At 59.5% G+C, this 26369-nt stretch carries 25 protein-coding genes and 5 pseudogenes; 20 read left to right on the forward strand and 10 right to left on the reverse strand.

Features of this window, described 5'->3' with window-relative positions:
* Nucleotides 1–61 precede the first annotated feature (61 nt).
* The 7 genes from argH to LVW35_RS22210 all read left to right on the forward strand — a co-directional run bounded on the left by argH (nt 62) and on the right by LVW35_RS22210 (nt 6857).
* Nucleotides 62–1489 carry an argininosuccinate lyase gene (gene argH, locus LVW35_RS22180; protein WP_233892042.1) on the forward strand — a complete coding sequence of 476 codons (1428 nt, stop codon included), beginning with the start codon at nt 62–64 and terminating at the stop codon, nt 1487–1489.
* 107 nt (nt 1490–1596) lie between these two features.
* Nucleotides 1597–2475, forward strand: a complete 879-nt coding sequence (locus tag LVW35_RS22185) for an amino acid ABC transporter permease (RefSeq protein WP_233892043.1) — start codon at nt 1597–1599, stop codon at nt 2473–2475.
* A gap of 24 nt (nt 2476–2499) precedes the next feature.
* Nucleotides 2500–3264: an amino acid ABC transporter ATP-binding protein gene (locus tag LVW35_RS22190; protein WP_010208290.1), complete on the forward strand. Its 765-nt coding sequence runs from the start codon at nt 2500–2502 to the stop codon at nt 3262–3264.
* A 25-nt stretch (nt 3265–3289) separates the two neighbouring features.
* Nucleotides 3290–4111 (forward strand): ABC transporter substrate-binding protein, encoded by an 822-nt coding sequence (locus LVW35_RS22195; RefSeq protein WP_233892044.1) that lies wholly within the window; start codon nt 3290–3292, stop codon nt 4109–4111.
* Nucleotides 4112–4213: 102 nt separating this feature from the next.
* Entirely contained in the window at nt 4214–5383 is a 1170-nt protein-coding gene (locus LVW35_RS22200; RefSeq protein ID WP_233892045.1) for an MFS transporter, read from the forward strand.
* A 54-nt stretch (nt 5384–5437) separates the two neighbouring features.
* Entirely contained in the window at nt 5438–6385 is a 948-nt protein-coding gene (locus LVW35_RS22205) for a hypothetical protein (RefSeq protein WP_233892046.1), read from the forward strand.
* A gap of 91 nt (nt 6386–6476) precedes the next feature.
* Entirely contained in the window at nt 6477–6857 is a 381-nt protein-coding gene (locus LVW35_RS22210) for a helix-turn-helix domain-containing protein (protein ID WP_233892047.1), read from the forward strand.
* 74 nt (nt 6858–6931) lie between these two features.
* On the opposite strand, the pseudogene LVW35_RS22215 reads toward LVW35_RS22210, so the two are convergent.
* A pseudogene (locus LVW35_RS22215) lies at nt 6932–7054 on the reverse strand (GlxA family transcriptional regulator); the annotation flags it as partial.
* Between LVW35_RS22215 and LVW35_RS22220 the strand changes: the two are divergent.
* Nucleotides 7050–7499 (forward strand): SDR family NAD(P)-dependent oxidoreductase, encoded by a 450-nt coding sequence (locus LVW35_RS22220; protein ID WP_233892048.1) that lies wholly within the window; start codon nt 7050–7052, stop codon nt 7497–7499. The pseudogene LVW35_RS22215 and the gene LVW35_RS22220 overlap by 5 nt on opposite strands.
* Here LVW35_RS22220 and LVW35_RS22225 read toward each other — a convergent pair.
* The 3 genes from LVW35_RS22225 to LVW35_RS22235 form a co-directional block, all read right to left on the reverse strand.
* Nucleotides 7483–8985 carry an amidase family protein gene (locus LVW35_RS22225; RefSeq protein WP_233892049.1) on the reverse strand — a complete coding sequence of 501 codons (1503 nt, stop codon included), beginning with the start codon at nt 8983–8985 and terminating at the stop codon, nt 7483–7485. The genes LVW35_RS22220 and LVW35_RS22225 overlap by 17 nt on opposite strands.
* Before the next feature lie 137 nt (nt 8986–9122).
* Nucleotides 9123–9872 carry a hypothetical protein gene (locus LVW35_RS22230; RefSeq protein WP_233892050.1) on the reverse strand — a complete coding sequence of 250 codons (750 nt, stop codon included), beginning with the start codon at nt 9870–9872 and terminating at the stop codon, nt 9123–9125.
* Between the two features lie 110 nt (nt 9873–9982).
* Nucleotides 9983–11032, reverse strand: a complete 1050-nt coding sequence (locus LVW35_RS22235) for an MBL fold metallo-hydrolase (RefSeq protein WP_233892051.1) — start codon at nt 11030–11032, stop codon at nt 9983–9985.
* Nucleotides 11033–11154: 122 nt separating this feature from the next.
* Between LVW35_RS22235 and LVW35_RS22240 the strand changes: the two genes are divergently transcribed.
* From LVW35_RS22240 to LVW35_RS22255, 5 genes and pseudogenes are all read left to right on the forward strand, one after another.
* A complete protein-coding gene (locus tag LVW35_RS22240; RefSeq protein ID WP_233892052.1) occupies nt 11155–11781 on the forward strand; it encodes a TetR/AcrR family transcriptional regulator in 627 nt (208 codons plus the stop codon).
* A 190-nt stretch (nt 11782–11971) separates the two neighbouring features.
* On the forward strand, nt 11972–13030 hold the full coding sequence (locus LVW35_RS22245) for a diguanylate cyclase (RefSeq protein WP_233892053.1): 1059 nt from the start codon (nt 11972–11974) through the stop codon (nt 13028–13030).
* Between the two features lie 263 nt (nt 13031–13293).
* Nucleotides 13294–14061, forward strand: a pseudogene (locus LVW35_RS29240) (PAS domain-containing protein); the annotation flags it as partial.
* Between the two features lie 117 nt (nt 14062–14178).
* A pseudogene (locus tag LVW35_RS29245) lies at nt 14179–14613 on the forward strand (methyl-accepting chemotaxis protein); the annotation flags it as partial.
* Between the two features lie 76 nt (nt 14614–14689).
* Entirely contained in the window at nt 14690–15208 is a 519-nt protein-coding gene (locus LVW35_RS22255; protein ID WP_233892055.1) for a DUF1003 domain-containing protein, read from the forward strand.
* On the opposite strand, the gene LVW35_RS22260 is transcribed toward LVW35_RS22255, so the two are convergent.
* Nucleotides 15205–16083 carry a LysR family transcriptional regulator gene (locus tag LVW35_RS22260; protein WP_233892056.1) on the reverse strand — a complete coding sequence of 293 codons (879 nt, stop codon included), beginning with the start codon at nt 16081–16083 and terminating at the stop codon, nt 15205–15207. The genes LVW35_RS22255 and LVW35_RS22260 overlap by 4 nt on opposite strands.
* Nucleotides 16084–16163: 80 nt before the next feature.
* Here LVW35_RS22260 and LVW35_RS22265 point away from each other — a divergent pair, with 80 nt between their 5' ends.
* Nucleotides 16164–16865, forward strand: coding sequence for a CTP synthase C-terminal region-related (seleno)protein (locus LVW35_RS22265; RefSeq protein WP_233892057.1), 702 nt, complete (start codon nt 16164–16166; stop codon nt 16863–16865).
* The gene (locus LVW35_RS22270; protein ID WP_233892058.1) at nt 16862–17176 is read left to right on the forward strand and encodes an antibiotic biosynthesis monooxygenase family protein; all 315 of its coding nucleotides are present in this window, start codon (nt 16862–16864) and stop codon (nt 17174–17176) included. The genes LVW35_RS22265 and LVW35_RS22270 overlap by 4 nt, the downstream gene beginning before the upstream one ends.
* A gap of 5 nt (nt 17177–17181) precedes the next feature.
* On the opposite strand, the gene LVW35_RS22275 is transcribed toward LVW35_RS22270, so the two are convergent.
* On the reverse strand, nt 17182–17505 hold the full coding sequence (locus LVW35_RS22275) for a DUF2025 family protein (RefSeq protein WP_233892059.1): 324 nt from the start codon (nt 17503–17505) through the stop codon (nt 17182–17184).
* A 232-nt stretch (nt 17506–17737) separates the two neighbouring features.
* On the opposite strand from LVW35_RS22275, the gene LVW35_RS22280 reads away from it, so the two are divergent.
* Together LVW35_RS22280 and LVW35_RS22285 are read left to right on the forward strand one after the other, a co-directional pair.
* Nucleotides 17738–18865 carry a glycerophosphodiester phosphodiesterase family protein gene (locus LVW35_RS22280; protein ID WP_233892060.1) on the forward strand — a complete coding sequence of 376 codons (1128 nt, stop codon included), beginning with the start codon at nt 17738–17740 and terminating at the stop codon, nt 18863–18865.
* 24 nt (nt 18866–18889) lie between these two features.
* Nucleotides 18890–19045, forward strand: a pseudogene (locus LVW35_RS22285) (AraC family transcriptional regulator); the annotation flags it as partial.
* On the opposite strand, the pseudogene LVW35_RS22290 reads toward LVW35_RS22285, so the two are convergent.
* Nucleotides 19044–19259: pseudogene (locus LVW35_RS22290) on the reverse strand (sterol desaturase family protein); the annotation flags it as partial. The pseudogenes LVW35_RS22285 and LVW35_RS22290 sit on opposite strands and share 2 nt — an antisense overlap.
* A gap of 154 nt (nt 19260–19413) precedes the next feature.
* Between LVW35_RS22290 and LVW35_RS22295 the strand changes: the two are divergent.
* The gene (locus tag LVW35_RS22295) at nt 19414–19722 is read left to right on the forward strand and encodes a PepSY domain-containing protein (protein WP_233892061.1); all 309 of its coding nucleotides are present in this window, start codon (nt 19414–19416) and stop codon (nt 19720–19722) included.
* Between the two features lie 51 nt (nt 19723–19773).
* Here LVW35_RS22295 and LVW35_RS22300 read toward each other — a convergent pair whose 3' ends face one another.
* Nucleotides 19774–21402: a methyl-accepting chemotaxis protein gene (locus LVW35_RS22300; RefSeq protein ID WP_233892062.1), complete on the reverse strand. Its 1629-nt coding sequence runs from the start codon at nt 21400–21402 to the stop codon at nt 19774–19776.
* A 263-nt stretch (nt 21403–21665) separates the two neighbouring features.
* On the opposite strand from LVW35_RS22300, the gene LVW35_RS22305 reads away from it, so the two are divergent.
* Complete coding sequence (locus tag LVW35_RS22305) at nt 21666–22688, forward strand: transporter (protein ID WP_016978332.1); 1023 nt, start codon at nt 21666–21668, stop codon at nt 22686–22688.
* 102 nt (nt 22689–22790) lie between these two features.
* Nucleotides 22791–24407 (forward strand): inorganic phosphate transporter, encoded by a 1617-nt coding sequence (locus LVW35_RS22310; RefSeq protein ID WP_233892063.1) that lies wholly within the window; start codon nt 22791–22793, stop codon nt 24405–24407.
* A 63-nt stretch (nt 24408–24470) separates the two neighbouring features.
* On the opposite strand, the gene LVW35_RS22315 is transcribed toward LVW35_RS22310, so the two are convergent.
* Nucleotides 24471–25445, reverse strand: coding sequence for a biotin-dependent carboxyltransferase family protein (locus LVW35_RS22315; protein WP_233892064.1), 975 nt, complete (start codon nt 25443–25445; stop codon nt 24471–24473).
* Nucleotides 25442–26320: a 5-oxoprolinase subunit B family protein gene (locus LVW35_RS22320; protein WP_233892065.1), complete on the reverse strand. Its 879-nt coding sequence runs from the start codon at nt 26318–26320 to the stop codon at nt 25442–25444. The genes LVW35_RS22315 and LVW35_RS22320 overlap by 4 nt, the downstream gene beginning before the upstream one ends.
* Nucleotides 26321–26369: the final 49 nt, after the last annotated feature.

Raw genomic sequence — 26369 nt, forward strand, 5'->3', positions numbered from 1 at the left:
CTCGTTGAAACCTTATTTTTACTGCCTCCGACTCTTCTAAAAACAAGCGTGAGGAATACCCATGTCCCAGCCCACCGACCGCCTTTGGGGCGCTCGTTTCAAGACCGGTCCGTCTGCTGCATTGGCCGCGTTGTCCCGTTGCCCTGAGCGCTATTTCCGCTTGACGCCTTACGACCTGGCCGGCTCCCGTGCCCATGCCCGTGAGTTGCAGCGCGCCGGGTTGCTGGACGAGCCGGAGACCTTGCGCACCCTCGAAGCCCTGGACCAGATCGGCCATGACTTCGTCGCCGGCCGCTTGCACCCGACCCTGGATGACGAGGACGTACACACCTTTATCGAACGCGTATTGACCGAGCGCCTGGGCGCCTTGGGCGGCAAGTTGCGTGCTGGGCGTTCGCGTAATGACCAGACCGCCAATGACCTCCGCCTTTTCCTACGGGATCATGCGCGCATCATCACCACCGAAGTGCTGGGTTTGCAGCAGGCGCTGGTGGACCAAGCTGAGCAGCATGTGGAAAGTATTTGCCCCGGCTTCACCCACTTGCAGCAGGCGCAACCGATTGTGTTCGCTCACCACTTGCTGGCTCACGCGCAGTCGATGTTGAGGGATGTGCAACGTCTGGTGGATTGGGATGCGCGCACGGCCTTGTCGCCTTTGGGCGCTGCCGCGATGGCGGGTTCTGCGATTGCCCGTCAGCCTGAGCATTCGGCCAAGGAAATGGGCTACACCGGGCCGTGCGAAAACTCTATCGATGCCGTCGCCAGCCGTGACCATGTGGCGGAGTTTCTGTTTGTGGCGGGCATGCTCGGGGTGAATATTTCGCGCCTGTCCGAAGAGTTGTGCCTATGGTCGTCACGGCAGTTTCGTTGGGTGGTGTTGGACGATGCCTACGCCACTGGCAGTTCGATCATGCCGCAGAAAAAGAACCCGGACATTGCCGAACTGGCACGGGGCAAGGCTGGACGGTTGATCGGCAACCTGACGGGGCTGATGTCGACGCTCAAGTCGTTGCCGCTGTCGTACAACCGTGATTTGAGTGAAGACAAACACAGCGTGTTGGATAGCGTGGATACGTTGCTGCTGGTGTTGCCGGCGATGGCTGGAATGGTTGCGACCATGAAGGTACAGGTGGAAGAGCTGCGGCGTCAGGCGCCGATGGGCTTCACCTTGGCAACTGAGGTAGCGGACTGGTTGGCCACGCGTGGTGTGCCGTTTAAAGAGGCGCATGAGATTACCGGCGCCCTGGTGCAGGCCTGTGAGAAGCATGAGATTGAATTGTGGGAAGCCTCGCCGGCGATGTTGGCGGAGGTGGATGCTCGGTTGACGCCTGAGGTGCGGGACTGCTTGACCCTGGAGGCGGCGATTGCGGCGCGCAGTGGGTGGGGTGGGACGGCGCCGGAGCGTGTGCGGGAGCAGATTGGGCGGTTGAAGATTGCATTGGCTGCACAGCAGCAGTGGGCTGAGAGCTATCAGGGCTTTCGGATTTAAGCCTGTCAGAGGTGTGGTGCTGGGGCTGACGCTTTCGCGAGCAAGCCCGCTCCCACATTTGGACCGAGTACATCAGTAGTAGCGTCATCAGTTTTTGGAGAATCACCATGAACCCAACCCCGGCCGAGCGCTTGGAAATAGAGCGCAAGTTGTCCGAGAACCAGTTCGATATCACGCAGTACGAGCACGTGCCGCGTCGCTATTACGGGCGGATGTTTTTTGCCACGCTGATCGTGATCGTGCTGGCCGCGCTGTTGCGTGCGTTTGCCAACGGTCAGATCGAATGGTCCTACATCGGTCAGTTCCTCACGTCTGAGGCCATCCTCTGGGGTCTGGTCAACACCATCGTCATGTCGATCCTGGCCATGGCGCTGGGCGTGGTGATCGGGGTGATCACGGCGATCATGCGCATGTCGGCCAATCCGATCCTGCGCTACGTGGCCATTACCTACACTTGGCTGTTCCGCGGCACGCCGCTGATTCTGCAGCTGCTGCTGTGGTTCAACCTGGCGCTGATCTTCCCGGTGATCGCGATTCCCGGCCTCTTCAGCATCGACACCGTCGACCTGATGACGCCCTTTGTGGCCGCCCTGCTCGGTTTGAGCATCAACCAGGGCGCGTACACCGCCGAGGTAGTGCGCGCCGGTTTGCTCTCGGTCGACACCGGCCAATACGAAGCCGCCAAGTCCATTGGCATGCCGAGCCTGCAGGCGTTGCGTAGGATCATTCTGCCGCAGGCGATGCGCGTGATCATTCCGCCCGTAGGCAACGAATTCATCAGCATGGTGAAAATGACCAGCCTGGCCAGCGTGATCCAGTACTCGGAGCTGCTGCACAACGCGCAAAACATCTACTACGCCAACGCGCGGGTCATGGAGCTGCTGATTGTGGCCGGCATTTGGTACCTGGCGGTGGTGACTGTTCTTTCATTTGGTCAAAGCCGCCTCGAGCGCCGTTTTGCCCGCGGCGCCGGCAAGCGTTCGTAAGTCTGGGTTGAGGAGATTTGCCCCATGAGAAGCATCGTCAAGGCCGTCAACCTGAACAAGTATTACGACCAGTATCACGCGCTGCGCGACATCAATATCGAGGTCGAGCAAGGCGAAGTGATGTGCATCATCGGCCCGTCGGGTTCTGGTAAAAGCACCCTGCTGCGCTGCGTCAACCAGTTGGAAAAGATCGACAAGGGCGGCCTGTGGGTCGACGGCGAACTGGTGGGTTACCGCGTCGTCGGCAACAAACTGCATGAAATGAATGAATCGCAGATCGCCCGCCAGCGCCTGGCCACCGGCATGGTGTTCCAGCGCTTCAATTTGTTCCCACACATGACCGTGTTGCAGAACATCATCGAAGGCCCCTGCCAGGTGCTCAAGCGCTCGCCCAAGGAAGCCATCGAAGATGCGTTGGAACTGCTGGCCCGCGTCGGCCTGGCGGACAAGCGCAATGCTTATCCGGTGGAGTTGTCCGGCGGCCAGCAACAACGTGTGGCGATTGCCCGTGCATTGGCGATGCGACCCAAGTTGATGTTGTTTGACGAGCCCACGTCAGCCCTCGACCCGGAGCTGGTAGGCGAAGTGCTGTCGGTGATGCGCGATTTGGCCACCACCGGCATGACCATGATCGTGGTCACCCATGAATTGGGCTTCGCCCGCGAAGTCTCCAACCGCATGGTGTTTATGGATGCCGGCCAGATTGTGGAAGCCGGCAGCCCCGAAGAAATTCTAATAAGCCCACAAAACCCGCGCACCCAAAGCTTTATTTCTGCCGTTCGCACTTAACTAAAAAACAAACGAGAACGCCCCCATGAAAAAATTGTTTATCCCAACGTTGCTCGCAGGCCTGATGGCCTCCTCCGCTGTTTTCGCGGCATTGCCGGCGGCAATCAAGGACAAGGGCGAGATCAGCGCGGCCATCGTGCCGAACTATCCGCCGATGGATTTCAAGGACCCGGCCACCAACAAGATCACCGGCCTGGACTTTGACCTGGGCAACGCCCTGGCCGAGCGCCTGGGCGTGAAGATCAAATGGCAGGAGACCGGCTTCGAGCAGATGCTCAGCGGCCTGACCACCAAACGCGTGGACATCGTGTTGTCGGGCATGACCGACACCGCCGAACGCCAGAAGGCCGTGACCTTCATCGACTACTTCACCAGCGGTCCACAGCTCTACACCCTGGCCAAGCATGAAGACCTCAAGGAATTGACTGACCTGTGCGGTAAAAAAGTCGGCACCAGCCGTCGTACCACCTGGCCGTCTGAAATTGCCGCGTGGAGCAAGGAAAACTGCGAAGCGGCGGGTAAGCCGGCCATCGTGGTGATCGGCACCGAAGGCTCGGCGGACGCACGGGCACAGTTGCAGCAGAACCGGCTGGATGCGGCGATGCAGGGCAGCGAGACGATTCCTTATTTGATGTCGTTGGATAAAGGCAAATACAAGCCGGTGGGTTTGGCGATTTCCAAGCAGTTCACCGGGCTGGGAGTCGAGAAAAGCAACACCGAGTTGGTCACCGCGATCAGTGAGGCGTTGCAGGGCATGATTGATGATGGGACGTACGGCGAGATCCTCAAGAAGTGGGATCTGGAGCAAGGTGCGGTCGAAAAAATCACCATCAACTCCGGCCAGTAACTCGAGCTAAATGTGGGAGCTGGCTTGCCAGCTCCCACATTTGATCGGTGTTCACATTTGATGTGTGTTGCGTTGGAAAATAATAAGGATACTCGCCCCACCGTGGCCACCTACTCTCTGGTAATCCGCCGACTGATGATTTGCTCGCTGACCATCGTCATCAGCCGGGCCATGACCAGTCCCTTGATGACCTTGCTGCTCAGCCGGCGCCTGGGCCTCGACCAGCAAGATATCGGCTTGCTGATGGGCATCGCGGTGTTTACCGCCACCTTGATGGGCCTGTATGGCGGCTACGTCATCGACCGCATGGAAAAGCGCAAGCTGCTGATCCTGGCAATGCTCTCCAGCTCCATCGGTTTTCTGTTACTGACCTTTGCCACGAACCTTTACCTCACCACGTTGACGCTGGTGATCACCGAGTCGGCATCGGCGCTGTTCCTGATCGGCTCCAAGGCGATCATCAGCGAGAACCTGCCAGTGGAGCAGCGCGCCAAGGTGTTTTCCCTGCGCTACACCCTCACCAATATCGGCTATGCCACAGGCCCCATGGTGGGCGTGGTGATTGCCGGGCAGATGCCATTGTTGCCGTTCATGCTGTCCAGCGCCATCGCGTTTATCAGCGTATTCCTGATGATCGGCATTGCGCCTACCCAGCGTGATCAAAGCAGCAAACCCTTGAGTTTTCTCACCACCCTCAAAACCCTGCGCAACGACCGCAGCCTGGTGCTGTTCACCGGTGGCAGCCTGTTGAGCACCATCGTGCATGGCCGCTACACCTTGTATCTGTCGCAGTTCCTGTTGGTGATTCACAAACCGGATGATGCGCTGAAGATTCTGTCCGCCGTGCTGGCCTGTAACGCGATTACGGTGATGTTGCTGCAATACCAGATCGGTCGCTTCCTCAAGCGTGAGCAATTGCGGTACTGGATCCTGTTGGGTACGGCATTGTTCATCGGTGGCCTGATCGGTTTCAGCCAGGCCGACAGCCTGCTGTCGTGGTGTGTGGCGATGTTCGTGTTCACGTTGGGCGAGATGATTATCTTCCCGTCCGAATTCCTGTTTATCGATACCCTCGCCCCCGAATCACTACGGGGCAGTTACTACGGCGCGCAGAACCTGGCGGCCTTTGGTGGCGCGTTGAGCCCGGTGATTTGTGGCTATCTGTTGATCAACTCACCGCCCACCACAATGTTTTATGCGCTGGCCGGATTGACGGCGGTAGGCGGTACGCTGTGTTTCTTGAGCGGGCGACGGGTGGCAGGTTCTTGCTGATATTTACGCAGGTTCCCGCTATTAATAGCGAAACCTCTCACGGACCCGAGCCCCATGAAATTCGACACGGCCTACAGCCTGAGTCTCGATGACAAGCTGTCGATCTACGACGTACGGGAGCTGAATTTCGACGAAACCGCCGATTTCGACTCCGACAAAGACTATTTCCTATGCCCCAACGATGAATGTCGTGCAGCGTTTGATACCGGCAACGCGCTGAGCACCTTCAACGCCAAGAACGTCAATTACCTGCGCACGCCGCATTTCAAGAACAAGACCAGTACCCGGCATATCGACGGTTGTCGTTACGCCAGCACGCACAAGACCGCGGCAGGTGAAAGTGACGACGAACGTGAGGACAACTTTCCATCAGAGTTTGTGCTGACGCGTCGTCAGTACGAGCGCAAAACGCCGCTTACAGGTACGCGAGCAAATGCCCCACAAGCCCCAGCGAAATCATCTTCAACCTCTGGTTCTGAATCCCACAGCACCAACGACAATATGCCAGGTAAAACCAGTGTCTTCGCCCACCCGGTGGAATGCTACGTGTCCAACATCGACGATAAGGACAAACTCAAGTCCATACCGTTGAAAATCGGCGACCACACCGCAACCTACTGGGCATTCTTCAAAAAGATCGAATACCTGCAGGACAACAAAGGCTTGATCTACTGGGGCAAGATCAAGGAGATCAAGAACTACACCAGCAGTTTGCGCATCGATTTCGAAAAGAAGGTGTGGCTCGATAAAAAACCTTATTCCGTGAATGTCTACCTGAGCAAAAAACTCATCGAGAACTACCGCAAACGCACGGCGTTCCTGGAGCAGATCAAGGCGGCAGTAGACAGTGAGCGGGCGTTGTATTGCTTCTTCTATGGGGTAACGCCAGAGCTGAAACAGGTACCAAGCAAGAAAAACCCCGCGCAGACGTTTGGGGTGTTCAGTGCGAATATCGAGAACCTGGACCACCTGATTATTCGCGAGGCTACGGGGTTGGAATAGTAGGTCAGTAAAATCCAGTTGATGAGCGGTCAAAACAACTGTACAAAAAAACAGTATAGTTTGCCTTCCCGTCGAATCCTGGAGAAACCCCATGTCCTCTCTGGCAATGAGCTCTTTCGTAGAACAGCAGATCGTCCTGCATCAATTCACCGCCAAGCACAGCGTGCAGGCCCGCGCGATGCTGGGCTGGAGTCGGGAAGACCTGGCCCGCCAGGCGGGTGTTGACGTGGAAGCGGTTAAACAGTTTGAAAGCCAACATGACGTTGGCGATGAAACCCGCTTGGCATTGGCGTTTCGGCTGGAAGCTGAAGGGCTGGTGTTTTTCCCGGGGTTTGCGCCGGGATGGGGGATGAGTGTGCGCAGGTGTGATACCGCTGCATCCGGGCCCGGAGCACAAAACATCATCGCTCGCCTGATTGGCACAACACCGGCATCCTTTGATTCAACAACGCCTCAACCGAATGGTGCCTAGAGTCCAGCCGTATCGCTGGGCGGATCAGCCTCTTCGGCCATGCATCATGCTGCGCTAGGGTAACCCCGCATGCCTCAAGCCTGCAGTTGCAGCGCCCGGCGCATCATTTGCGGCGATTGGCCGAAAGCACGTAGGAAGGCGCGGCGCATACGCTCCGGGTCGCCGAAGCCGGTTTCGCAGGCGATGATGTCGATGGTTGGCGAAAGCTGCCGCGACAGTTTTGTCACCCAAGGTCGTGGAACACTGATAAACATCGGGTCGATCGTAGCGGTCGCGCCAAAAGTGCTGAATGGCGTGTGCGGCGGCACCAAGGCTTTTGTGCAGGCATTCAGCGAGTCGCTTGAACATGAAATGAGCGACAAGGGGGTCACGGTGCAAGTGGTGCTGCCGGGAGCCACTGCCACCGAGTTCTGGGATGTCGCTGGGCTACCGGTGGGCAAACTGCCAGACACCATGGTCATGAGCGCGGAAAACCTGGTGGATGCCGCACTGGCAGGGCTGGCCCTGGGTGAGAAAGTCGCTATCCCGTCGTTGCCCGATAGCCTGGACCGGGACGCGTACGACACAGCGCGCTTGGCATTGGGTCCCAACCTTTCACATCGCAACCCTGCCCCACGCTACGGTCTCAAAGCTTCGGCTTGATAGTTATCCGAGCGGCCTGTTCATACCCATGGGCCACCGCCAACAAGGTCGGTTCTGCCCAGCGGGTACCAAAAAAATAGGCACTGGTCGGTAGGCCGTCCTCATCCGTTCCGGAAGGCACGGCTATCCCCGGATAGCCGGCCGCTGCGACACCGAAGTAACTGTAGGTCTCGAAATCCGACACCATGGCGTCAAGGTTATGTTCTCTGATAGGGTCATCCACGGTACTGCGAAAATCCTCGATCAGCGCATCCCAAAGTACCTTGCGCTGCTCCGGCGTCAGGGTTGAGGCACTGATATCCCTGAGCACTGGCTGATGGTCCGAGGCGCTGCCATCGCGCTGATCGTTGAACCTGATCAGTTCAGTCAGAGACTTGACTGGCAACCCTGAGCGCTTGGCCAGGTAAGCATTCAACTCCTCTTTCACGTCTGCAAGCAGCAACTCTTCCCAGCGTGATGCATCAGCCAGGCGCATGTTGACCGGCACCAACACCGCGCCTTGTTCACGAAGCACCTCGAGTGCACGGGTGAATTGCACAGTGTTCACCACGGGGCTGGATTCGCCATTGTTAGAAAACGTCGCGGGATAACCGATACGCTTGCCTTTCAACGCGCCGGGTACCAGCAATTCAGTGTAATCAATACCTTGGGGGGCACCCACGCTCGCCGGGTCCTGGGGATCGCTGCCTGACATAGCGTTAAGCATCAGCGCGGCATCAAACACTGAGCGAGCCATCGGGCCCGGTGAATCTTGACGCTGGCTCGCGGGAACAATGCCGTTGCGGTCCAGCAGACCCACGCTGGGCTTGAGCCCGACAACACCATTGCGCGCTGCCGGCACAATGATCGAACCATTGGTTTCCGCCCCCACCGCCAGGGGTGCCAAGCCTGCCGCGACAGCGGCGGCGGATCCTGAACTGGAGCCACCGACATCGGCATCCGGATGATGCGGGTTACGGGTCTGCCCGCCCCGGCTGCTCCAGCCATCGGGACCACCACGAAATCCAGCCAATTCGCTCATATTGGTTTTACCAAGGATCACCGCGCCCTGTTTGATCAGGTGCTCAACCAACGGGGCGTTCTTGCCGGCCGCGGCGCCCACCAATCCGAATGCACCGGCGCTGGTTTGCATACCTGCGGTTTCGATGGTGTCTTTGAGCAAAACAGGAATGCCATGCAGTGGCCCGCGTACCTTGCCGCAGGCTCGCTCACGATCCAACTTGCGCGCGTTCTCAAGTGCCTCAGGGTTGAGCTCGATGACGGAACTCAGCTTCGGATCCAGTTTGCGAATCCGCTCCTGCAGGTAAGTGACCAAGTTGGCCGATGTCAGGCCGCCACACGTGGACATTTGCGCGCCAAGTTCACTCACACTGAGGTACTCGCTACCCGGGGAGACCGATTTTGGAGCAGCCGACAAATAATCCCCAGCGACGGACTGTACGAGTTGTCGGATGATGGAACCCATGCCATGTGCAATAGAGAACATAAGACCTCTTCGGGAAGCAGGAAACGACGAAGGACCAGCATTGATCCGTGCCCCAGTCTAAAAACCTCTCTCCTCCCCGACAGCGCGACGCACGTCGTTCACACAGTAGGATTGTTCAGCGCTCCAGGTAGCCAGCCTTACACTTCCTGCAAGCGGCGGACGCTGCGGTATCCCTGTACCAGGGCGGGCAGCAAATCCTTCGACCAGCGCGCACCATAGAACCATAACGTTGCCTCCCCGAGTGGCTCACCAAGCGCCGGGTAACCACTCCAGCAAGCCTCATGAAACGCCGCGCTGTGGCTGTCGGATACCAGCGCATCCAATTGGAACCGCGTGATCAGCCCATCGATTTCGTTACCCGTGTGCAGGCCGAGCGCCAGGCTGTCATTCGCGCGCTGTGCAGGCACCGGCACCAATTGCGCCCCGGCCAGACGCAGAACATCCAGCGCCCTCAAAAAGAGCGGGCTGTGCTCAATGGGTTCGTGATCAACGCCTCGCTCGTAGCATTCAGCAAACCCCACACGCCACTCATTCTGCACGCGGTCTGCCGTAAAGGCGCTGTTGTTCTGTACCAGCGGCACCTCCACCATGATCGGCCCTGAGGGATCGATGCCACTCAAGCCAATCAGCGATAAAGACGGATCACGCACGGGTTTTAAAGGGAGGGCAGGCGCGTCATAGCCTGGGATAGGCACCCTGGCTGTCACGTGCGAATCAGTGCTGGCAGCCATGTCGAAAACAACACCACGACCGCGCGCGTTCGCTGGGTCGATGCAGGCGACAGCTGACGTTGTTGTCGAGCCGAAACTTTCTGGCGGTACAGTTGACGCTAGCCCCAATCGACAAAGCGCAGCCAACTGCGAATTTTTCTTACACTTGATGTCCATCTGAACAGCCCCCCGAAAAATGACTTTCCGAAGGATCATCGCACTCTCATCCGAGGTCTGGAACCGCTCGGAAACACCCGGAAAACTCCTTTTTTCCGACGTGCCTGCCTTCAGCCAGCGAGATGCTCTCGAGCGCCTGGGGTTTCTACCTCCAACCACCACGCGACCCCACGTTCAGGTTGGTTCAAACTGAACGCTTGGCCCATCTGTGGCGTGGTAATCGACACGTTGCGCTCCCAGGCCAGGGCCATGATGCGGTCGAAGGGCTCGTGCCAGGCATGGAACGCCAAGTCGAAAGTGCCATTGTGAATCGGCAGCAACCAGCGGCCCTTAAGGTCGATGTGGGCTTGCAGGGTTTGTTCCGGTTGCATATGCACATGAGGCCAATCGACGTTGTAAGCGCCTGTTTCCATCAGTGTCAGATCAAACGGGCCGTACTGCTCACCGATACGTTTAAAGCCGTTGAAGTAACCGGTATCACCGCTGAAAAAGATCCGCCGCGCACCGTCGATCATCACCCAGGAACACCACAGCGTCTGGTTGGCATCAAACAGACCACGCCCGGAAAAATGCTGCGCAGGCGTGGCGACAAACCGAATGCCATCCACCTCGGTGCCCTGCCACCAATCAAGCTGGCGCACCTTGCTGGCCTCCACCCCCCACTTCACCAGGATGTCACCCACGCCCAGCGGCGCAAGGAAATAGCCGGTTTTTTCGGCCAGTTGGACGACAGCCTTGCGGTCAAGATGGTCGTAGTGATTGTGGGAAAGAATCACCGCTTCCAACGGTGGTAACGCTTCAAGGCTGATAGGGGGCTGATGGAAGCGCTTGGGACCGGCCCAACTGAACGGTGAAGCGCGCTCGGCGAACACCGGGTCGGTGACCCAGAACTTGCCGCGCATTTTCAGCAATACGGTGGAATGCCCGAGGCGGAACACACTGTGATCCGGGGCCGCAAGCAACTGCTCGTGGGTCAGTGATTGCACCGGGATCTGCCCCTCGGGCCGGGTGCTGCGCGGTTTGTTGAACAGCATATTCCAGAAAATACGCAAGGTCTTGCCGAAGCCCCCCTGCTGCACGGGAGCGTCGTTACTGAAGTGCCCCTGATCATGCTTGGGCGCTGTCGGCGAAGAATCGACACGGGACGAGATCGTGGCCATTACAAGGTGACTCCTACAGACCGCTCATAATTACACTGCACAGTGTAGTTTCAAGATTGCAACAAAATCCGGAGCAAGTAAACTACTGAGTGTAATTTCCCTTGAAGAGCCGACCACTACCCATGACTGCCCCTCAACGCCTCACCGACCGTAAACGCGAAGCCATCGTAGGCGCGGCCATTGCAGAGTTTCGTGAGAACGGTTACGAGGTCACCAGCATGGACAGGATCGCCGCCACCGCCGGTGTTTCCAAGCGTACGGTGTACAACCACTTCCCCAGCAAGGAGGAGTTGTTTGCCGAAATTCTCCATCAACTCTGGGCCAGCAGCGTTGCGCAACTCGACGTCAGCTACGCCAGTGACCGCCCTTTGCGCGAACAGTTGCGCGGCTTGCTGGAGGCGAAGATGAAGATGATGGCGGACGCCAATTTTCTCGACCTGGCCAGGGTTGCCATCGCTGCCACCATCCATTCCCCGGAGCGGGCCCAAGACATGGTCACCCGCCTGAGCAAACGCGAAGAAGGTTTTACCCAATGGGTACGCGCGGCCCAGGAAGATGGGCGACTCAATTGCAGTGACCCGGCTTTCGCCGCGCACCAGATTCAGAGCCTGCTCAAGGCGTTTGCGTTTTGGCCGCAGATCACCTTGGGCCAACCGGTGCTGGACGCCGCCAATCAGGCCAGTGTCATCGAGTCGGCCATTGACCTGTTCCTGGCCGGCTACGAAATAACGCCGTCCCGCCAGCCATAAAAACCTGTTGTGTGAACGACACTCCGGGTCGTTTTTGACGCATTCGCCCTCCGTTTTGCGCAAATGGCCTGGAAGGACACTGATTATTCCCACGTGAATAACTGACAATAATCACAGGTAGTACCCGATCAATGGTTAACCCTGCGAACGCGTGTCGTCGTATCTGCAAAAAGAGCTGAACCAGGAATTTATGGAAAACAGACAAGGCAAGGGGCTTTCCTTTGCCAGGCGTATCTACAAGCCAAGGATCATTGGCACGGCGATGTGCTGCGTCAGCGTGATAGCGGCTCTGTATCCATTGGGTAAGCCAGGCTGGTTATGGGCCCTGTTGCTGATCAACGGTTTTGTCTGGCCACACCTGGCGTATCAGCTGGCAACCCGCTCCAAATTCCCCTACGACGCCGAACAACGCAACCTGGTGTATGACGCAGTGTTCAGCGGGTTCTGGGCCGCCACGTTGCACTTCACCCCGCTGACCACCGTGACCCTCCTGTCGATGGTCGCCATGAATAATGTCGCTGCCGGTGGCAAACGCCTGCTGATACGTGGCGCAGTGGCCCAAGTGCTGGGCGCCGCCATGGGTGCAGTGGTGTTCGGTTTGCAGTTCAACCCTTCGGTCAGCCTGGTTCAGGTCTACGCCTGCTTGCCGATGTTGACGCTCTACCCCATGGCCATCGGTATGGTCTGCTATCAACTGGCAATCAAACTGTCTGAACACAAACGCGCGCTCAGCGCCTTGAGCCGCATCGACAGTCTCACCGGCCTGCTCAATCACGGCTCGTGGAAAGACCTGCTGCACCTCAAGTTCCACAAGTGCCAGCAACAGCAAAGCCACGCCACGATCGCCCTGATCGACATCGACCACTTCAAGCAAATCAATGATACCCACGGCCATATTGTCGGTGACGCGGTCCTGCGGCAACTGAGCCTGGAGCTGCGGCGCAACCTGCGGGAAAACGACTTGGCCGGGCGGTATGGGGGCGATGAGTTCTGTGTGATTCTTCCGCAGATGCCCTTGGAACAGGCTGCCCAGGTCATGGAAGGCATGCGCGAGACTTTCAGCAATTACCGCAACCCGCAGATCCCGGAATTGCGCGTGAGCCTGAGCATCGGCCTGGCCGATTTCCAACCCTTTTTCACCGACGCCGCCACATGGCTGAATGCGGCGGATCGGGCGCTGTATGCTGCCAAGGACACCGGACGTAATCGGGTCAATATCAGCGAAGAAGTAATCGCTCATTCCGCCTGAGGTTGTCCTACGACTCCTCGTCTGAATCTTCGTGCCTGCATGCGAGGAGAAAGCATAATGCCACCACTTATCGGCAACCCAAAAAAGGTCCTGCCCCTGAGGCGAACTTCTTGCCAGGCTGATCACTCTGAACCCGTTGTTCCACCCCCCGCTGTCGGCACAAGGAAGCTGACAATGAGCACGTCAACCGTATAGCGAATGCCTTACGGGGGCAGGCGAATATCCAAGGAAACCCAGAAGCTTGCTTGCCCGAGCACCCGAACATGCTATTCAACGCGCATAAAAAAACCGTCAGTACCCTGCAACACACCGTCGCCCAACAGGCCAGCCTGCTGGGTGCCATCGAGCGCTCCATGGCGGTGATCGAATTCGACCTGTCCGGCACGGTGTTGCGGGCCAATGCCAACTTCCTCCAGACCATGGGCTACTGCGCCGAGCAGGTCGAGGGCCAGTCCCACCGTATGTTCTGCACCCCGGTGTTCGCCCGCAGCCCAGAGTACAACCAGTTGTGGTCGAATCTGCGCAATGGCCAGTTCCAGTCCGGCACCTTTGAACGGGTGGCGGGCGATGGCCAGTCAGTGTGGCTGGAGGCCAGCTACAACCCGGTACGTGATGACACGGGCCAGGTCATCAAAGTGGTGAAGTACGCCATGGACGTCACGCCGCGCCTGCAGGCTGAAAGCGAAGCCAATGCCAAGTTGGCGGCCATTGGCCGTGCGATGGCGGTGATCGAATTCAATCTTGACGGCACCATCCTCACGGCCAACGCCAACTTCCTGCAGCGCATGGGCTACACACTGGCGCAGATCCAGGGCCAACACCACCGCCTGTTCTGCACCGCAGAGTTGGCCAATAGCACGACCTACAGCGACTTCTGGAAGCGCTTGAACCAGGGTGAAATGTTCAGCGGCCAGTTTGAACGGGTGGATAAAAACGGCCAGACAGTGTGGCTCGAAGCCAACTACAACCCGGTTTACGACGCCAGCGGGCGCTTGTGCAAAGTGGTGAAGTTCGCCTCGGACGTGACCGCCATGGTGCAGCAACACACCGCCGATGCCGCCAGTGCGGCCCAGGCATATCACATCTCCCTGAACACCCGGGACATCGCCGAAAAAGGCGCCGAGGTGATCCAGCAAACCGCCAGCGGCATGCGCGATATTGCCGCCGATATCGATGGTTCCTCACAGCTGATCGCCAAGCTGGGCGAGCGTTCGCAGCAGATCACAGCGATCGTCAATACCATCCGGGGCATCGCCGACCAGACCAACTTACTGGCACTCAACGCCGCGATCGAGGCGGCGCGTGCCGGCGAGCAAGGTCGCGGGTTTGCCGTGGTGGCCGATGAAGTCCGGCAACTGGCGGCGCGCACCAGCGGTTCAACGGCGGAAATTTCCAGCATGATCGCGATGATCCAGGACGAAACCCGCCAGGCCATCCACAGCATGGATGGCACCCGCGACCGCGCCGCCCTGGGCGTGGAGTTGGCGAACCAGGCCGGTACGGTCATCGTGCAGATCCGCGAAGGCACCAGCGAGGCCGTGCAAGCGGTGAGCGCATTCGCCAATGAGCGCGGCGGCAACTGACCCGATCTTCATACGGGACGCTGGGGGCTCGGTCTATAGTGCTTGCTTGTCTTCAAGCAAACGATCCGAGCCCGCCATGACCCCAGAAAAAACCGAAACCGCCCCCGTCGACCACCTGCGCTTCCATCGTCCCCATGCCCACTTGGCTCCGACCTTCGGCAATGACACGTTTGCCCTCAAGGCCGAAGCGTTCGCCCGTTTCTTCGGCACGCCCACCTTCCTCGGCGCACAAACCGCAATCGTGGTGTTGTGGGTGGTGCTGAACATGACCGGCATCACGCACTTCGATGTGTACCCGTTCATCCTGCTCAACCTGGCCTTCAGCCTGCAATCGGCCTATGCCGCGCCGCTGATCCTGCTGGCCCAGACGCGCCAGGCTGCCCGCGACAAGGCCCAGTCAGACGCCGACGCCCAGCACCGCGAAGCCCTGGCCATTGCCAATACAGAGCGCCAGGCCCAGGCGGCGCAGACCACCAAACAGTTACTGGAACTGCTCGAACAAAACACCCGGCTGACGGAAATGACCAAGCAGCTGACAGAACATATCGAAAGCCTGACCAGCGAAATGCATAAACACTTTGTGCGAAAAACCTAAGGCAACCGCAGGTGTCGCCCCAGCTCATCAAACAACGTCACAACCGATCGCAGCGCCCGACAATCAGGGCGCGTGAGCAACCACAACGCTGTGTCATGCCCCGCCAATGCGGGGCCCAACGGTTGCAGACCTTCACACAATAGAAAGTCGGGCAATGCCGCCACACCCAAACCCGCACGCACCAATTCGGTGACCGATAACATGCTGTTGCAGCGGTAGCTGGGACGCACGCCAGGCAAGTGCTCGCGGCGCCAGGCGACCGTGGGGTGGTCGGGCAGGAAGTCATCGGGGGCGATCCATGGCAGGTCTGCCAGTTCGTGTCCCATGTGTTGTAGGGCGAAACCCGCACTGGCGCACACCTGATACGCCACATTGCCCAGACGTCGCCCCACCAAATGCTCCGGCGGCGTGCGGGTCAGGCGCAAGGCGATATCGGCGTCGCGGCGGCTGAGGTTGGCGAAGTCATTCGACGTGCTCAGCTCCAGGGTCAGCGCCGGGTACTGCGGCATGAACTGCGCCAGCGCCGGCAACAGCAAGCCTTGCAGCACCGAGTCAGTACAGGTCAGGCGCACCGTGCCGCTGATCACTTCACCGCCTTGCTCCACACCAATACGCGCGGCCTCTAGTGCTTGTTCGGCACGTTCCGCCTGTTGCGCCAGGTTGCTCGCCAGGCTGGTGGGCAGGTAGCCGGCGCGGCTTTTTTCGAACAGCGTCTGGCCCAGCGCCGCCTCCAGGCGTCGCACCGCACGGAACACCGTGGACACGTCCACCCGCAGCAGTGCTGCCGCCCGTGCGAGCGTGCCGCCGCGTACCAGCGCGAGGATCAACGATAAGTCCGGGTAGTCGATTGAATAGTGCGTTGCTGCATTGAGCATGTGTTAAAACGCCAATATTGATTGCGTGAGCGCCAATTTATAGTGCGCGCCAGGACACCACAAGCCATGGGATGTACACGATGAAAGCCACGCCTCTGCACCTCGCCCTGATCGGCGACTACAACCCCGATGTCATCGCTCACCAGGCCATACCCGTGGCGCTGCAACAGGCAGCCGAGACCTTGGGCCTGAGCGTTCATGTGCAGTGGCTCGACACCGACACCCTGCCTGAGTCACTACATGGCTTCGACGGTTTCTGGTGCGTTCCCGCCAGCCCCTACCGCGACGCCGAGGGTGCAATGCGCGCGATCCGCTTTGCCCGCGAGCAACGCCGTCCCTTCCTCGGCACCTGCGGTGGTTTTCAGCATGCGGTGCTGGAATACGCGCGCAATGTACTGGGCTGGAAGGATGCCGAGCATGGCGAACTCGCGCCGCAGTCCAAGCGCGCAGTGATCGCGCCACTGAGCTGCGCCTTGGTGGAAGCCACCGACACCGTGCGCCTGTCGCCCTACACCCGGATCGCCGAAGCCTACGGCACCCTGGATGTGCAGGAGGGTTATCGCTGCCGTTATGGCGTGAACCCCGAATTTCTGGAAGCCTTGTTCGAAGGCGACCTCATCCCCAGCGGCCATGACTCGGCAGGCGATCTGCGGGCGGTGGAATTGCTCGACCACCCGTTTTTCGTCGCCACCCTGTTCCAGCCCGAACGTACGGCGCTGGAAGGTATTACCCCGCCCTTGGCGATGGCCCTGCTCAAGGCTTGCCAGGCGGTGGCCGCATGATCGCCCACACACCCAGCCCGCCCTACTACACGGTAATTTTCAGCTCATTGCGCACCGAAGGCGATCAAGGCTACGCGCAGGCGGCCGGCCGAATGCTGGAACTGGCACGCGAACAATCGGGTTTTCTCGGCGTGGAGTCCGCACGGGAAGACGGCCTGGGCATCACCGTGTCGTACTGGGAGAGTGAAGCAGCCATCCTGGCCTGGAAGCAGCAGGCCGAGCACCGGACGGTGCGTGAACAAGGGCGCGCCACCTGGTACTCGGCCTTCCAGACCCGAGTGTGCAAAGTCGAACGGGACTACAGTTTTTAGGCGAGCTAGCTCACCAGACTGCGCAACGCACTGATCTGCGCAATCTCCACCCGACGCATGTACACCCGCAGCGGCTCGGTGATGTTGATGCGGTCGTCGATGTTCTGGTCCAGCAGCAATTGGAGGCGGTCGCGGGACAGGGTCATGGTCTGCTCCGGGGCCGGCAGCCAGACGAACTCAGCGGTGGGAATGATGCCGTCATCGGCCACGTCCATGCCAAAGGCATCTTCGCTGAAACGCACGATGTACTGGCCCGTCTTGCGGTTGAGGCCAACAAAACCGTGGAGTTGGTCGGCGGCCTGGCAGATAAGCTCGGAAGTGATGCGCATGGTAAACCTCACTGAAAAGTCCCACCGGGACTGGAAAGATGGCTTACACGCATGGCGGAAAGTACCGCCCTCTGAAGGGGCAGCTTCGGGCAAGAATACTGCAATGCTCGCGAAAAAATCCGAGAAAATTCAAGCCTGCGCACGTTAATGTCGGTTTGGTGATAGCGCCTTTCGCAATCAATTGTTAAAAAGGAGGCCTTCTCAAAGTTCCCTCCACGAAAGGACTTCGCATATGCCTGTCACGTTTACCAAGAGCGCCCTGCTGCTCGCCCTGATGCTCGGCCTGGGCCAGGCACATGCGCAAGACCCTATCAGCCCGGCTGAATTGGCGACCAACGAAGGCATTCCCTATCCTGCCGTGATCGCCCACCGTGGTGCCTCCTTCGATGCACCGGAATCCACCGCTGCCGCCTACAAGATCGCCCGCGACCTGGGTGCCGACTACTTGGAAATGGACCTGCAGCGCAGCAAGGACGGCGTACTGTTCGCTTTGCACGACAACAACCTGCAGCGCACTACCGACGTCGCCACAAAGTTCCCCGACCGCAAGGACGCCCCGGCCAACGAGTTCACCTGGAAAGAACTGCAAACTCTCGACGCCGGCAGCTGGTTCAACGCAGCCTACCCGGACCGTGCGCGTCCCGGTTTCGTCGGCCTGAAAATCCAGAGCCTGGACGACATCATCAAGATCGCCGAGGGCAACCCACAGCACAAACCCGGGCTGTACATCGAAACCAAGGAGCCCAAGCAATTCCCGGGCATCGAAGCCGACCTGAAAAACAAGCTGCTCGACAAAGGCTGGCTGAGCTCCGCGGGCTCCAAGCTGGGCAAGAGCAACACCGGCGTCGGCCAGGGCAAGGGCCGCGTGGTGCTGCAAACCTTCGAAGTGGCGAGCCTGAAAGAGCTGCAGAAAGAAATGCCCAATACCCCGAAAATCCTGCTGTTGTGGGTGGGTGAAGGCAGCATCGAGCCGAAGAACAAGCAGACGTTCGCTGAATCCGGCGAAACCACCAAGGCCGCCTACTACGCCAAGCAAGAGCCGAAAGACGCTGCCGAGTTCGAAAAATGGATCGACGAAGCCAAGAGCCTCGGCGCCATCGGCACCGGCCCATCGGCTGAGCTGACAAACCACGGCGACCAGAGCTATTCGGACCTGGTCAAACCGGAAATGAACAAGCTGACCCACGACAAAGGCCTGTTGGTACACGTCTACACCGTGGACGAGCCGGTGGACTTCGACAAGGTAATGAAGGCCGGCGTCGATGGCATCTTCACCAACCGCGCCGCCGAACTGCTGAAGTTCTACAAACGCTGGCCGTCTTCGAGCGTGCAGGATCTGCTGAACGACTATAAGTACTGAGTGAAGGCCGAATAATCAGGCCGCCTGTGGTTGGGGCGTGACCAGGGCCTGATCCTCGGCGAGCTGGGGCGCACCGCGTCCCATGCGCACTACGCCCATCAGTTGATGCTCTGCGCCCGACCAATCACCGTCAGCCTGGATGGTCAGGTCACCAGGGCCCACCACCTGTTTATACCTTCAGGCTTTCGTTGACCAGCGCGTGCAAGGTGTCGCGCCGACGATCGCCCAGGCTGCGATTCCACTGCGGCTCATAGGGCAGCCACTGCTCCGCTAGAAACGCCACCCCCACTGCCGCCGCAAACACCAGCAACAGCCACTGCGGCATCCAGATTGCCCAGGCGATAAACCCCGCCAGGAATGCCGGGGCGTAGATACAAGCCACTAACCGTTTCATCTGAGCCTCCCTTTAAGTGAGCCCCCAGCATGAAATTCCCTGCGCCTGGCGGATTGAACAAACTGCGCAACTGCTTGAAATAATTAAGGGTGAATTAAGTTGCGCTGGTTAACCTGATCCCACTTAAACAGCTCACCAGAAAAGGACACACACCATGAAAACCCTGACCGCTTTGTTCGCCGCTACCGCCCTGACCCTGACTGCCGGCCTGGCCCAGGCTGATGTTCGCCCGGACCAGATCGAAGGCCTGCTCAAGTCCGGTGCCGTGATGCCTTTCGAGAAACTCAACACTGCCGCCCTGGCCAAACACGCAGGCGCCACCATCAACGACACCGAACTGGACCACAACAACAGCGGCGTACTGGTCTACGAAGTGGACCTGACCGACACTGCCGGCAAGAAGTTTGAAGTGAAACTCGACGCCAAGACCGGTGCTGTGCTGGAAGACAAACTGGACACTTGATTCGAACCGAAAATAACAAACGCCACCCTCGGGTGGCGTTTTTATGCCCGGTCAGGCGCCCAGACGCGCCGTCACTTCATTCAACTCAGTCGACAACCCGCGCAGGTTGTGGCTCGCCGCTTCAGTACGCTGCACATTGTCGAGGTTGGCCGTGGCCACCGTGGTGATCTGCGTAATGTTGCGCGAGATGTCCTCGGCTACCGATGTCTGCTCCTCGGCCGCCGTGGCGATCTGGCGGTTCATATCGCGAATCGCCTCCACCGCTTGGGTGATATGCGTGAGCATGGCGCCGGCCTGCGTGACCTTCTCCACGCTCTCATCACTGCACGACTGGCCACTCACAATGGCTTCGGCCGCATCCACCGCGCCAGTCTGCACCGCTTCGATAATCCCGTTGATCTCGATGATCGACGCCGCCGTGCGTTGCGCCAGGCTGCGTACTTCATCGGCCACCACCGCAAAACCCCGGCCGGCTTCACCCGCACGCGCAGCTTCAATGGCGGCGTTGAGCGCCAGCAGGTTCGTCTGTTCGGCGATGCCGCGAATCACCTCGAGCACCTTGCCGATGCGCACGCTGTCGGTTTCCAGGCGGCGGATGATGGTGCCGGTGTTAAGGATCTCGTTGCGCATCTGGCCGATAGTGGCAATGGTGACTTTCATCACTTCACCACCTTCACGGGCCGAGTGATCCGCCTCATCGGCAGCGCGAGAGGCACTGGCGGCGTGGCGTGCAACTTCCTGGGCGGTGGCCGACATTTCGGTCATCGCCGTGGCCACCTGATCGGTGCGGTTGAATTGATCGCTGGTGCCCGTCGCCATCTGCCCGGCAATGGCATTCAACTCGCCGCTGGCGCTGACCAGGTCGGTGGCGCTGCGTTGCAAGCGGCTGAAGGTTTCGGCCAGGAAGTCACGCAAGGTATTCGCGGCAGCCGCCAAGTGGCCCAGTTCATCCTGGCGCAGGCTGGCCACGCGCTCGGCGAAACGACCATGGCTCAGTTGGGTCACGTAATCGATCAAGCCACGGATCGGCAGGATCAGGTTGCGGTTGATCAGCCACAGGCTGAACAGTCCGATCAACACACCGGACAACAACATGATCGCCAGCCCTACCAGCACAGTGCGCTCGGCATAGGCGCTGATGGCTTTGGATTGCTGGCTACCTTGTTCGCGCAGGTCGCTGACCAGCGCACTCATCTGCTCACTGGCGGCGCGGTCCACACCTTTCACCGCCGTGTCGCCGGCCGTTGCATCGCCACCGGCGGCTACGTAGGCATCGCGGCCTTTCTGGTAAGCCACGCCGAGTTGCTGGTGTTCCTCGCGCAAGGTTTCGATGCGGCGGCTCAGGCTCGGATCGCTGCGGGTATGGGTGACCAATCGAGTGAGGATGCCTTGTACGTCGCGTTGGCGGTCCTGGAACTGGCCCCAGTATTTCTCCATGTCCTGGGGCTGCTTGCCACGCAGCAGGACGTTTTTCCATTCCTGCACCTGCACCTTGAATTGCAGGTTGGCCTCGTCGATCAGTTGAGAAGTCAGCAACGGCCCCTCAATCAAACTGCGATAACTCTGCACCCCATTGGACAAGAAATTGAAACAGGCCAGGGCGATCAACAGCATCGCCAACAGGCTGCCACCGAGCAGCGACAGGATTTGTGCTCTCAAGGAGGTTCGCAAAACATTCATCGGGGAAAAGCCTCGATACAAGGAATTGGTGCATGCACGCCTAACGTCCTTGTCATCAAAAGGTACCGCCCATCCACCGCGGTTCCTGATGCCTTGAATCGGCCGAGTTAGAGCCTTCTTGAACGGCCCCTGACAAACGGTCAAATAAATGTCACCACAACGAAATAAATTCAGAACCGTCACAAAACTGTCAAATCCCCTTGCAATGATTCGCGCATGCGGACCTGTGAAATCTCCTACAGGCGCTTTTTCTGCGAGCCCTCATGAACCACAGCATCGATCACAGCCACCAGGATTCCGACCTGTTTGGCTTGCTCTACGGTTTTCGTTTTCGCCCCGGAGAAAAGGGGGAGCAGATAGATTCGGCCGCGGCGCTCCAGGCACTGCGCCAACCGGGCGACCCGGAAGAATTCTTGTGGCTGCACCTGAACCTCGCCCACGCCGCGTGCGAGCGCTGGATGCAGGCGCACCTGGACCTGCCGGAAGAGTTCTTCGAAGCCCTGCATGAGGGCTCGCGTTCCACGCGCATCGAACACGTCGACTCGGCTTTGCTGGCGGTGGTCAACGACGTGGTGTTCAACTTCAGCAGCATGGTTTCGTCGGATATTTCCACACTGTGGGTCTGCGCCCGCAGCCGCCTATTGATCAGCGCACGCCTGCAACCACTGCACTCAGTGGACAAATTGCGCTCATCAGTGAAAGCCGGTGAAAGCTTTCGCTCGCCGCTGGCCTTGCTGGTGCACCTGTTGCGCGACCAGGGTGAAGTACTGACGCAGATCGTGCGCAAGACCAGCATCAGCGTTGACCATATCGAAGACCAGTTGCTGTCCTCGCGCTTGTCTACCAACCGCGCCGAACTGGGCGCCGCACGCCGGGTGCTGGTGCGCTTGCAACGCCTGCTGGCGCTGGAGCCGGGCTCGCTGCTGCGCCTGCTCAACCGCCCGCCGCAGTGGCTGCAAAAGGAAGACGTGAAGGAACTGCGTAAATCCACCGAGGAGTTTGCGCTGATCATCAACGACCTGATGGCCCTGGGGGAGCGCATCAAGTTGTTGCAGGAAGAAATCGCCGCCAACCTCAACGAGCAAAGCAACCGTACGTTGTTCACCCTTACCGTGGTCACGGTGCTGGCGTTGCCGATCAATATCATCGCCGGTTTTTTCGGCATGAACGTAGGCGGCGTGCCGCTTTCCCAGGATCCGGAAGGCTTCTGGATATTGGTGGCGCTGGTCGCGACCTTCACCTTGATCGCCGGGCGCTGGGCATTCAGGAAGCGCAAGGATTACTGACCAGCGGCCGGCTCAATTACTCAAATACTGATGTATGGCAGCATCTCTGTAACATTTTGCAATGACTATGAACGACATCCTCCCCACACTGGATGCTCCGGCATGGCCACCCCTTCCCTGACTGCCTCCACACACGCCTCACCTACAGATCCCAAACCCAGGCTGGACAAGAAGCCCAGCCTGGTGACAGTGATCATCTTCTTCGCCGTGCTCGCCATGGGCCTGTTGTTCACCGCCTACAGCCTGATGCACGACATGCACGAAATGGGCGCCCAACTCACCACTTGGACACCGTTTTTGCTGCTGGGCGTGGCGCTGCTGATCGCCTTGGGTTTCGAGTTCGTCAACGGCTTCCACGACACCGCCAATGCCGTGGCGACGGTGATCTACACCAACTCGCTACCGCCACATTTTGCGGTGGTGTGGTCGGGCTTTTTCAACTTCCTCGGGGTGCTGCTTTCAAGTGGTGCAGTCGCGTTCGGCATCATCGCGTTGCTGCCGGTCGAGCTGATTTTGCAGGTAGGTTCATCGGCCGGTTTCGCGATGATCTTCGCTCTGTTGATCGCCGCCATCCTGTGGAACCTCGGCACTTGGTGGCTGGGTTTGCCGGCGTCGTCGTCCCATACGCTGATCGGTTCGATCATCGGCGTTGGCGTGGCGAATGCCTTGATGCACGGGCGTGACGGCACCAGCGGTGTGGACTGGAGCCAAGCGATCAAGATTGGTTACGCGCTGCTGCTGTCGCCGCTGATCGGCTTCGCGTTTGCGGCGATGCTGTTGCTGGCCCTGCGCGCCTTCGTCAAGAACCGCGCACTGTACAAAGCGCCAAAAGGCGACACCCCGCCACCGTGGTGGATCCGCGGCATGCTGATCGCCACCTGCACCGGCGTGTCTTTTGCCCACGGCTCCAACGATGGGCAGAAAGGCATGGGCCTGATCATGCTGATCCTGGTCGGCACACTGCCGATGGCCTACGCGCTGAACCGCACTATGCCGGCCGAGCAGTCGTTGCAGTTCGCCGCGGTGGCTGAAGTGACCCAAGTGGCGCTGGTGAAAAGCGCGCCGCAAGCGCTGACCGGCGACCCGCGACCGATCCTGTCGACCTACGTGCGCACCAAGGAAGCCACGCCGGAACTGGTGCCCGCCCTCGCCGCCCTGGCCGGGCAGATCGGTGATGAAGTCAAAGGCTACGGTTCCCTGGCCAAAGTGCCCGCCGAAGCCGTCGGCAACGTGCGTAACGACATGTACCTGACCAGCGAAACTATTCGCCTGATGGACAAAGGCAAGGTCGGTAATTTCGACGCGGATACCCAGGGCAAGCTGCAACTGTTCAAGCAACAGATCGACAGTTCCACGCGCTTCATCCCGCTGTGGGTGAAGATTGCCGTGGCCATCGCCCTGGGCCTGGGCACCATGGTGGGTTGGAAGCGCATCGTGGTGACCGTCGGCGAGAAGATCGGCAAGACGCACCTGACCTATGCCCAGGGCGCCTCGGCGGAAATGGTGGCGATGCTGACTATCGGTGCGGCGGATATGTATGGCTTGCCGGTGTCGACCACCCATGTGTTGTCGTCCGGTGTGGCGGGGACCATGGTCGCGAATGGCGGTGGGTTGCAGATGCGCACGATCCGTAATCTGGCGATGGCGTGGGTGCTCACATTGCCAGCGGCTATTCTGCTGTCAGGCAGCCTCTACTGGCTGTTCACCAAGCTTTTCTGACACAACACAGAACAAAATGTGGGAGCGGCGGTTCGACGCTTCCACATTTGGATTCGTATTTCTTCAGTGATTGAAGAGTCCAGTCATAGCGTTAAGCCGCTTCTTGCACACCCGCCGCGCCTCCAACGCTTCCTCCAGCGTCACCGCCACAAACCCCGCCCGCTGGTTCGGCTGCATCTGCCCGATCAGGTCCAGGTCCGCACTGATCACCGTGCCAATCATCGCGTAGCCACCGCCCGACACCGCATCCCGGTGCAACACAATCGGCTCCAATCCCGCCGGCACCTGGATCGAACCGATCGGGTAGCAACTGTCGACGATATTCGACGGATCAGAGCCCGCGCCAAACGGTTGCTCCCGTGGCTCAAAGCTCAAGGCACTGCCGCCTTTGAAGCGATAGCCGATGCGGTCGGCTTCGGAACCCACGGTCCAAGGCTCGGCAAAAAAGCTGCTTTTCGCCGCGTTCGTGAGGCGCTCGTAATACAGGCCCGGCACCACACGCAGGGTCACGTCACCGCCCACTGATCGGCGCAGTGCCATCGGCAGACTGTTGCCCGCCCGACCCGTGCCGCTGGCGTCACCGATGGGCAATTCATCGCCTTCCTGCAAGCGCCGCCCATGGAACCCGCCGAGTGCGCCGAGGGTGTAAGTCGAACGGCTGCCAAGCACCAACGGCACGTCAATGCCACCGGCTACTGCGAGATAAGTCCTCGCGCCCGCCTTGGGGAATTCAAAGCGCAATACCTGTCCAGCACGTACTTGAAACGCGGTGTCCTGGTGCACCACTTCACCGTCCAGGCGCGGCGACATCAGGGCGCCGCTGAGTGCTACCAGCGCGTCTTCCTGAAACTCAAGCGCGGGGCCGATCAAGGTGCACTCCAAGCCCGCCGCGCCCACGGGGTTGCCCACCAGATGGTTGGCCGCACTCAACGCGTATTGATCCAATGCACCCGACGGCGGGATGCCCAGGTGGTAATAACCTTCGCGGCCAAGGTCCTGCACCGAGGTGGCGAGGCCGGGTTTGAGGACCTTGATCATGCCAACGCCTCCTGCAGGGATTTCGGATAACCGATGGGATCGGCGAGAAAGGCATCGAGGGAAAATTCCACCGGGCGGATGCGCAGGTCAAAACGTCCTGCGTCGACTTCGGCAACGGCCAGGTCGTAGGCCTCACGGTCCATGGGTTTGAACTGCACGATATCGCCGGGGCGGAAGAACACCATGTGCTCCTTGAGGTACGCCAGTTGCTGCGCCGGGTCGTAAATCGGTGCGGGGGTCACGCCGAACATCTGGTAGCCACCGGCACCGCGCACCGAGTAGATACAACCAAAACAGCCGCCATGGCCAAGGGTGAGTTTCGGCGTGTCGGTGCGCGGGCGCAGGTACTTGGGCACCTGCAATTGCCGCTCGCGCTCGACCATCTGGAACATGAACGGCAAGCCCGCGACAAAGCCGACCATCGACACAAACCACGGCGCACCACTGTGGGCGGCAATGAACGCCTCCACATCAGCCAGCCCGTTGATGCGCGCGGCGTACTCCAAATCGGTACCGTTGGGGTCTTGATGGCGGTCGCGAAAGCGCATCAACGTCTCATGCGTCCACGGGTCGTTGTAGAGCACCGGGATTTCAATGATGCGCGTATGCAAGGTGCGCTCGGCCACGGCCTGGGCTTCGGCGGTCTGCACCGCATAGAGCAATGCATGGGGCGCGATGCGGTCGGGATCAAAGCGGATCTGGAACGACGCATTGGCCAGGCATACATCCAGCACGCCTTCTAACGCCAGGCGCTCCACGGCACGGGTCACCGCCATGCCTTTGAAAAAGGCCTCCAGGGACATGCTGTCGCTGACCTCGGCAAACAGGTGTTCATCACCGCCGAAGCTGTAGCGAATGGGGGATGTTTCAGCCATGTCTGTTCCTCTTGGAATCATTGTAGAAAGGCAGGCGAAAAAATTGAGG

The sequence above is a fragment of the Pseudomonas sp. HN11 genome (genome assembly GCF_021390155.1).
GTDB lineage: Bacteria > Pseudomonadota > Gammaproteobacteria > Pseudomonadales > Pseudomonadaceae > Aquipseudomonas.

Bases quoted from the DNA above. Each gene is read 5' to 3' on its own strand.
- argH (WP_233892042.1), top strand. From the start codon at position 62: ATGTCCCAGCCCACCGACCGCCTTTGGGGCGCTCGTTTCAAGACCGGT.
- LVW35_RS22185 (WP_233892043.1), top strand. From the start codon at position 1,597: ATGAACCCAACCCCGGCCGAGCGCTTGGAAATAGAGCGCAAGTTGTCC.
- LVW35_RS22190 (WP_010208290.1), top strand. From the start codon at position 2,500: ATGAGAAGCATCGTCAAGGCCGTCAACCTGAACAAGTATTACGACCAG.
- LVW35_RS22195 (WP_233892044.1), top strand. From the start codon at position 3,290: ATGAAAAAATTGTTTATCCCAACGTTGCTCGCAGGCCTGATGGCCTCC.
- LVW35_RS22205 (WP_233892046.1), top strand. From the start codon at position 5,438: ATGAAATTCGACACGGCCTACAGCCTGAGTCTCGATGACAAGCTGTCG.
- LVW35_RS22210 (WP_233892047.1), top strand. From the start codon at position 6,477: ATGTCCTCTCTGGCAATGAGCTCTTTCGTAGAACAGCAGATCGTCCTG.
- LVW35_RS22220 (WP_233892048.1), top strand. From the start codon at position 7,050: ATGGTTGGCGAAAGCTGCCGCGACAGTTTTGTCACCCAAGGTCGTGGA.
- LVW35_RS22225 (WP_233892049.1), bottom strand. From the start codon at position 8,985: ATGTTCTCTATTGCACATGGCATGGGTTCCATCATCCGACAACTCGTA.
- LVW35_RS22230 (WP_233892050.1), bottom strand. From the start codon at position 9,872: ATGGACATCAAGTGTAAGAAAAATTCGCAGTTGGCTGCGCTTTGTCGA.
- LVW35_RS22235 (WP_233892051.1), bottom strand. From the start codon at position 11,032: ATGGCCACGATCTCGTCCCGTGTCGATTCTTCGCCGACAGCGCCCAAG.
- LVW35_RS22240 (WP_233892052.1), top strand. From the start codon at position 11,155: ATGACTGCCCCTCAACGCCTCACCGACCGTAAACGCGAAGCCATCGTA.
- LVW35_RS22245 (WP_233892053.1), top strand. From the start codon at position 11,972: ATGGAAAACAGACAAGGCAAGGGGCTTTCCTTTGCCAGGCGTATCTAC.
- LVW35_RS22255 (WP_233892055.1), top strand. From the start codon at position 14,690: ATGACCCCAGAAAAAACCGAAACCGCCCCCGTCGACCACCTGCGCTTC.
- LVW35_RS22260 (WP_233892056.1), bottom strand. From the start codon at position 16,083: ATGCTCAATGCAGCAACGCACTATTCAATCGACTACCCGGACTTATCG.
- LVW35_RS22265 (WP_233892057.1), top strand. From the start codon at position 16,164: ATGAAAGCCACGCCTCTGCACCTCGCCCTGATCGGCGACTACAACCCC.
- LVW35_RS22270 (WP_233892058.1), top strand. From the start codon at position 16,862: ATGATCGCCCACACACCCAGCCCGCCCTACTACACGGTAATTTTCAGC.
- LVW35_RS22275 (WP_233892059.1), bottom strand. From the start codon at position 17,505: ATGCGCATCACTTCCGAGCTTATCTGCCAGGCCGCCGACCAACTCCAC.
- LVW35_RS22280 (WP_233892060.1), top strand. From the start codon at position 17,738: ATGCCTGTCACGTTTACCAAGAGCGCCCTGCTGCTCGCCCTGATGCTC.
- LVW35_RS22295 (WP_233892061.1), top strand. From the start codon at position 19,414: ATGAAAACCCTGACCGCTTTGTTCGCCGCTACCGCCCTGACCCTGACT.
- LVW35_RS22300 (WP_233892062.1), bottom strand. From the start codon at position 21,402: ATGAATGTTTTGCGAACCTCCTTGAGAGCACAAATCCTGTCGCTGCTC.
- LVW35_RS22305 (WP_016978332.1), top strand. From the start codon at position 21,666: ATGAACCACAGCATCGATCACAGCCACCAGGATTCCGACCTGTTTGGC.
- LVW35_RS22310 (WP_233892063.1), top strand. From the start codon at position 22,791: ATGGCCACCCCTTCCCTGACTGCCTCCACACACGCCTCACCTACAGAT.
- LVW35_RS22315 (WP_233892064.1), bottom strand. From the start codon at position 25,445: ATGATCAAGGTCCTCAAACCCGGCCTCGCCACCTCGGTGCAGGACCTT.
- LVW35_RS22320 (WP_233892065.1), bottom strand. From the start codon at position 26,320: ATGGCTGAAACATCCCCCATTCGCTACAGCTTCGGCGGTGATGAACAC.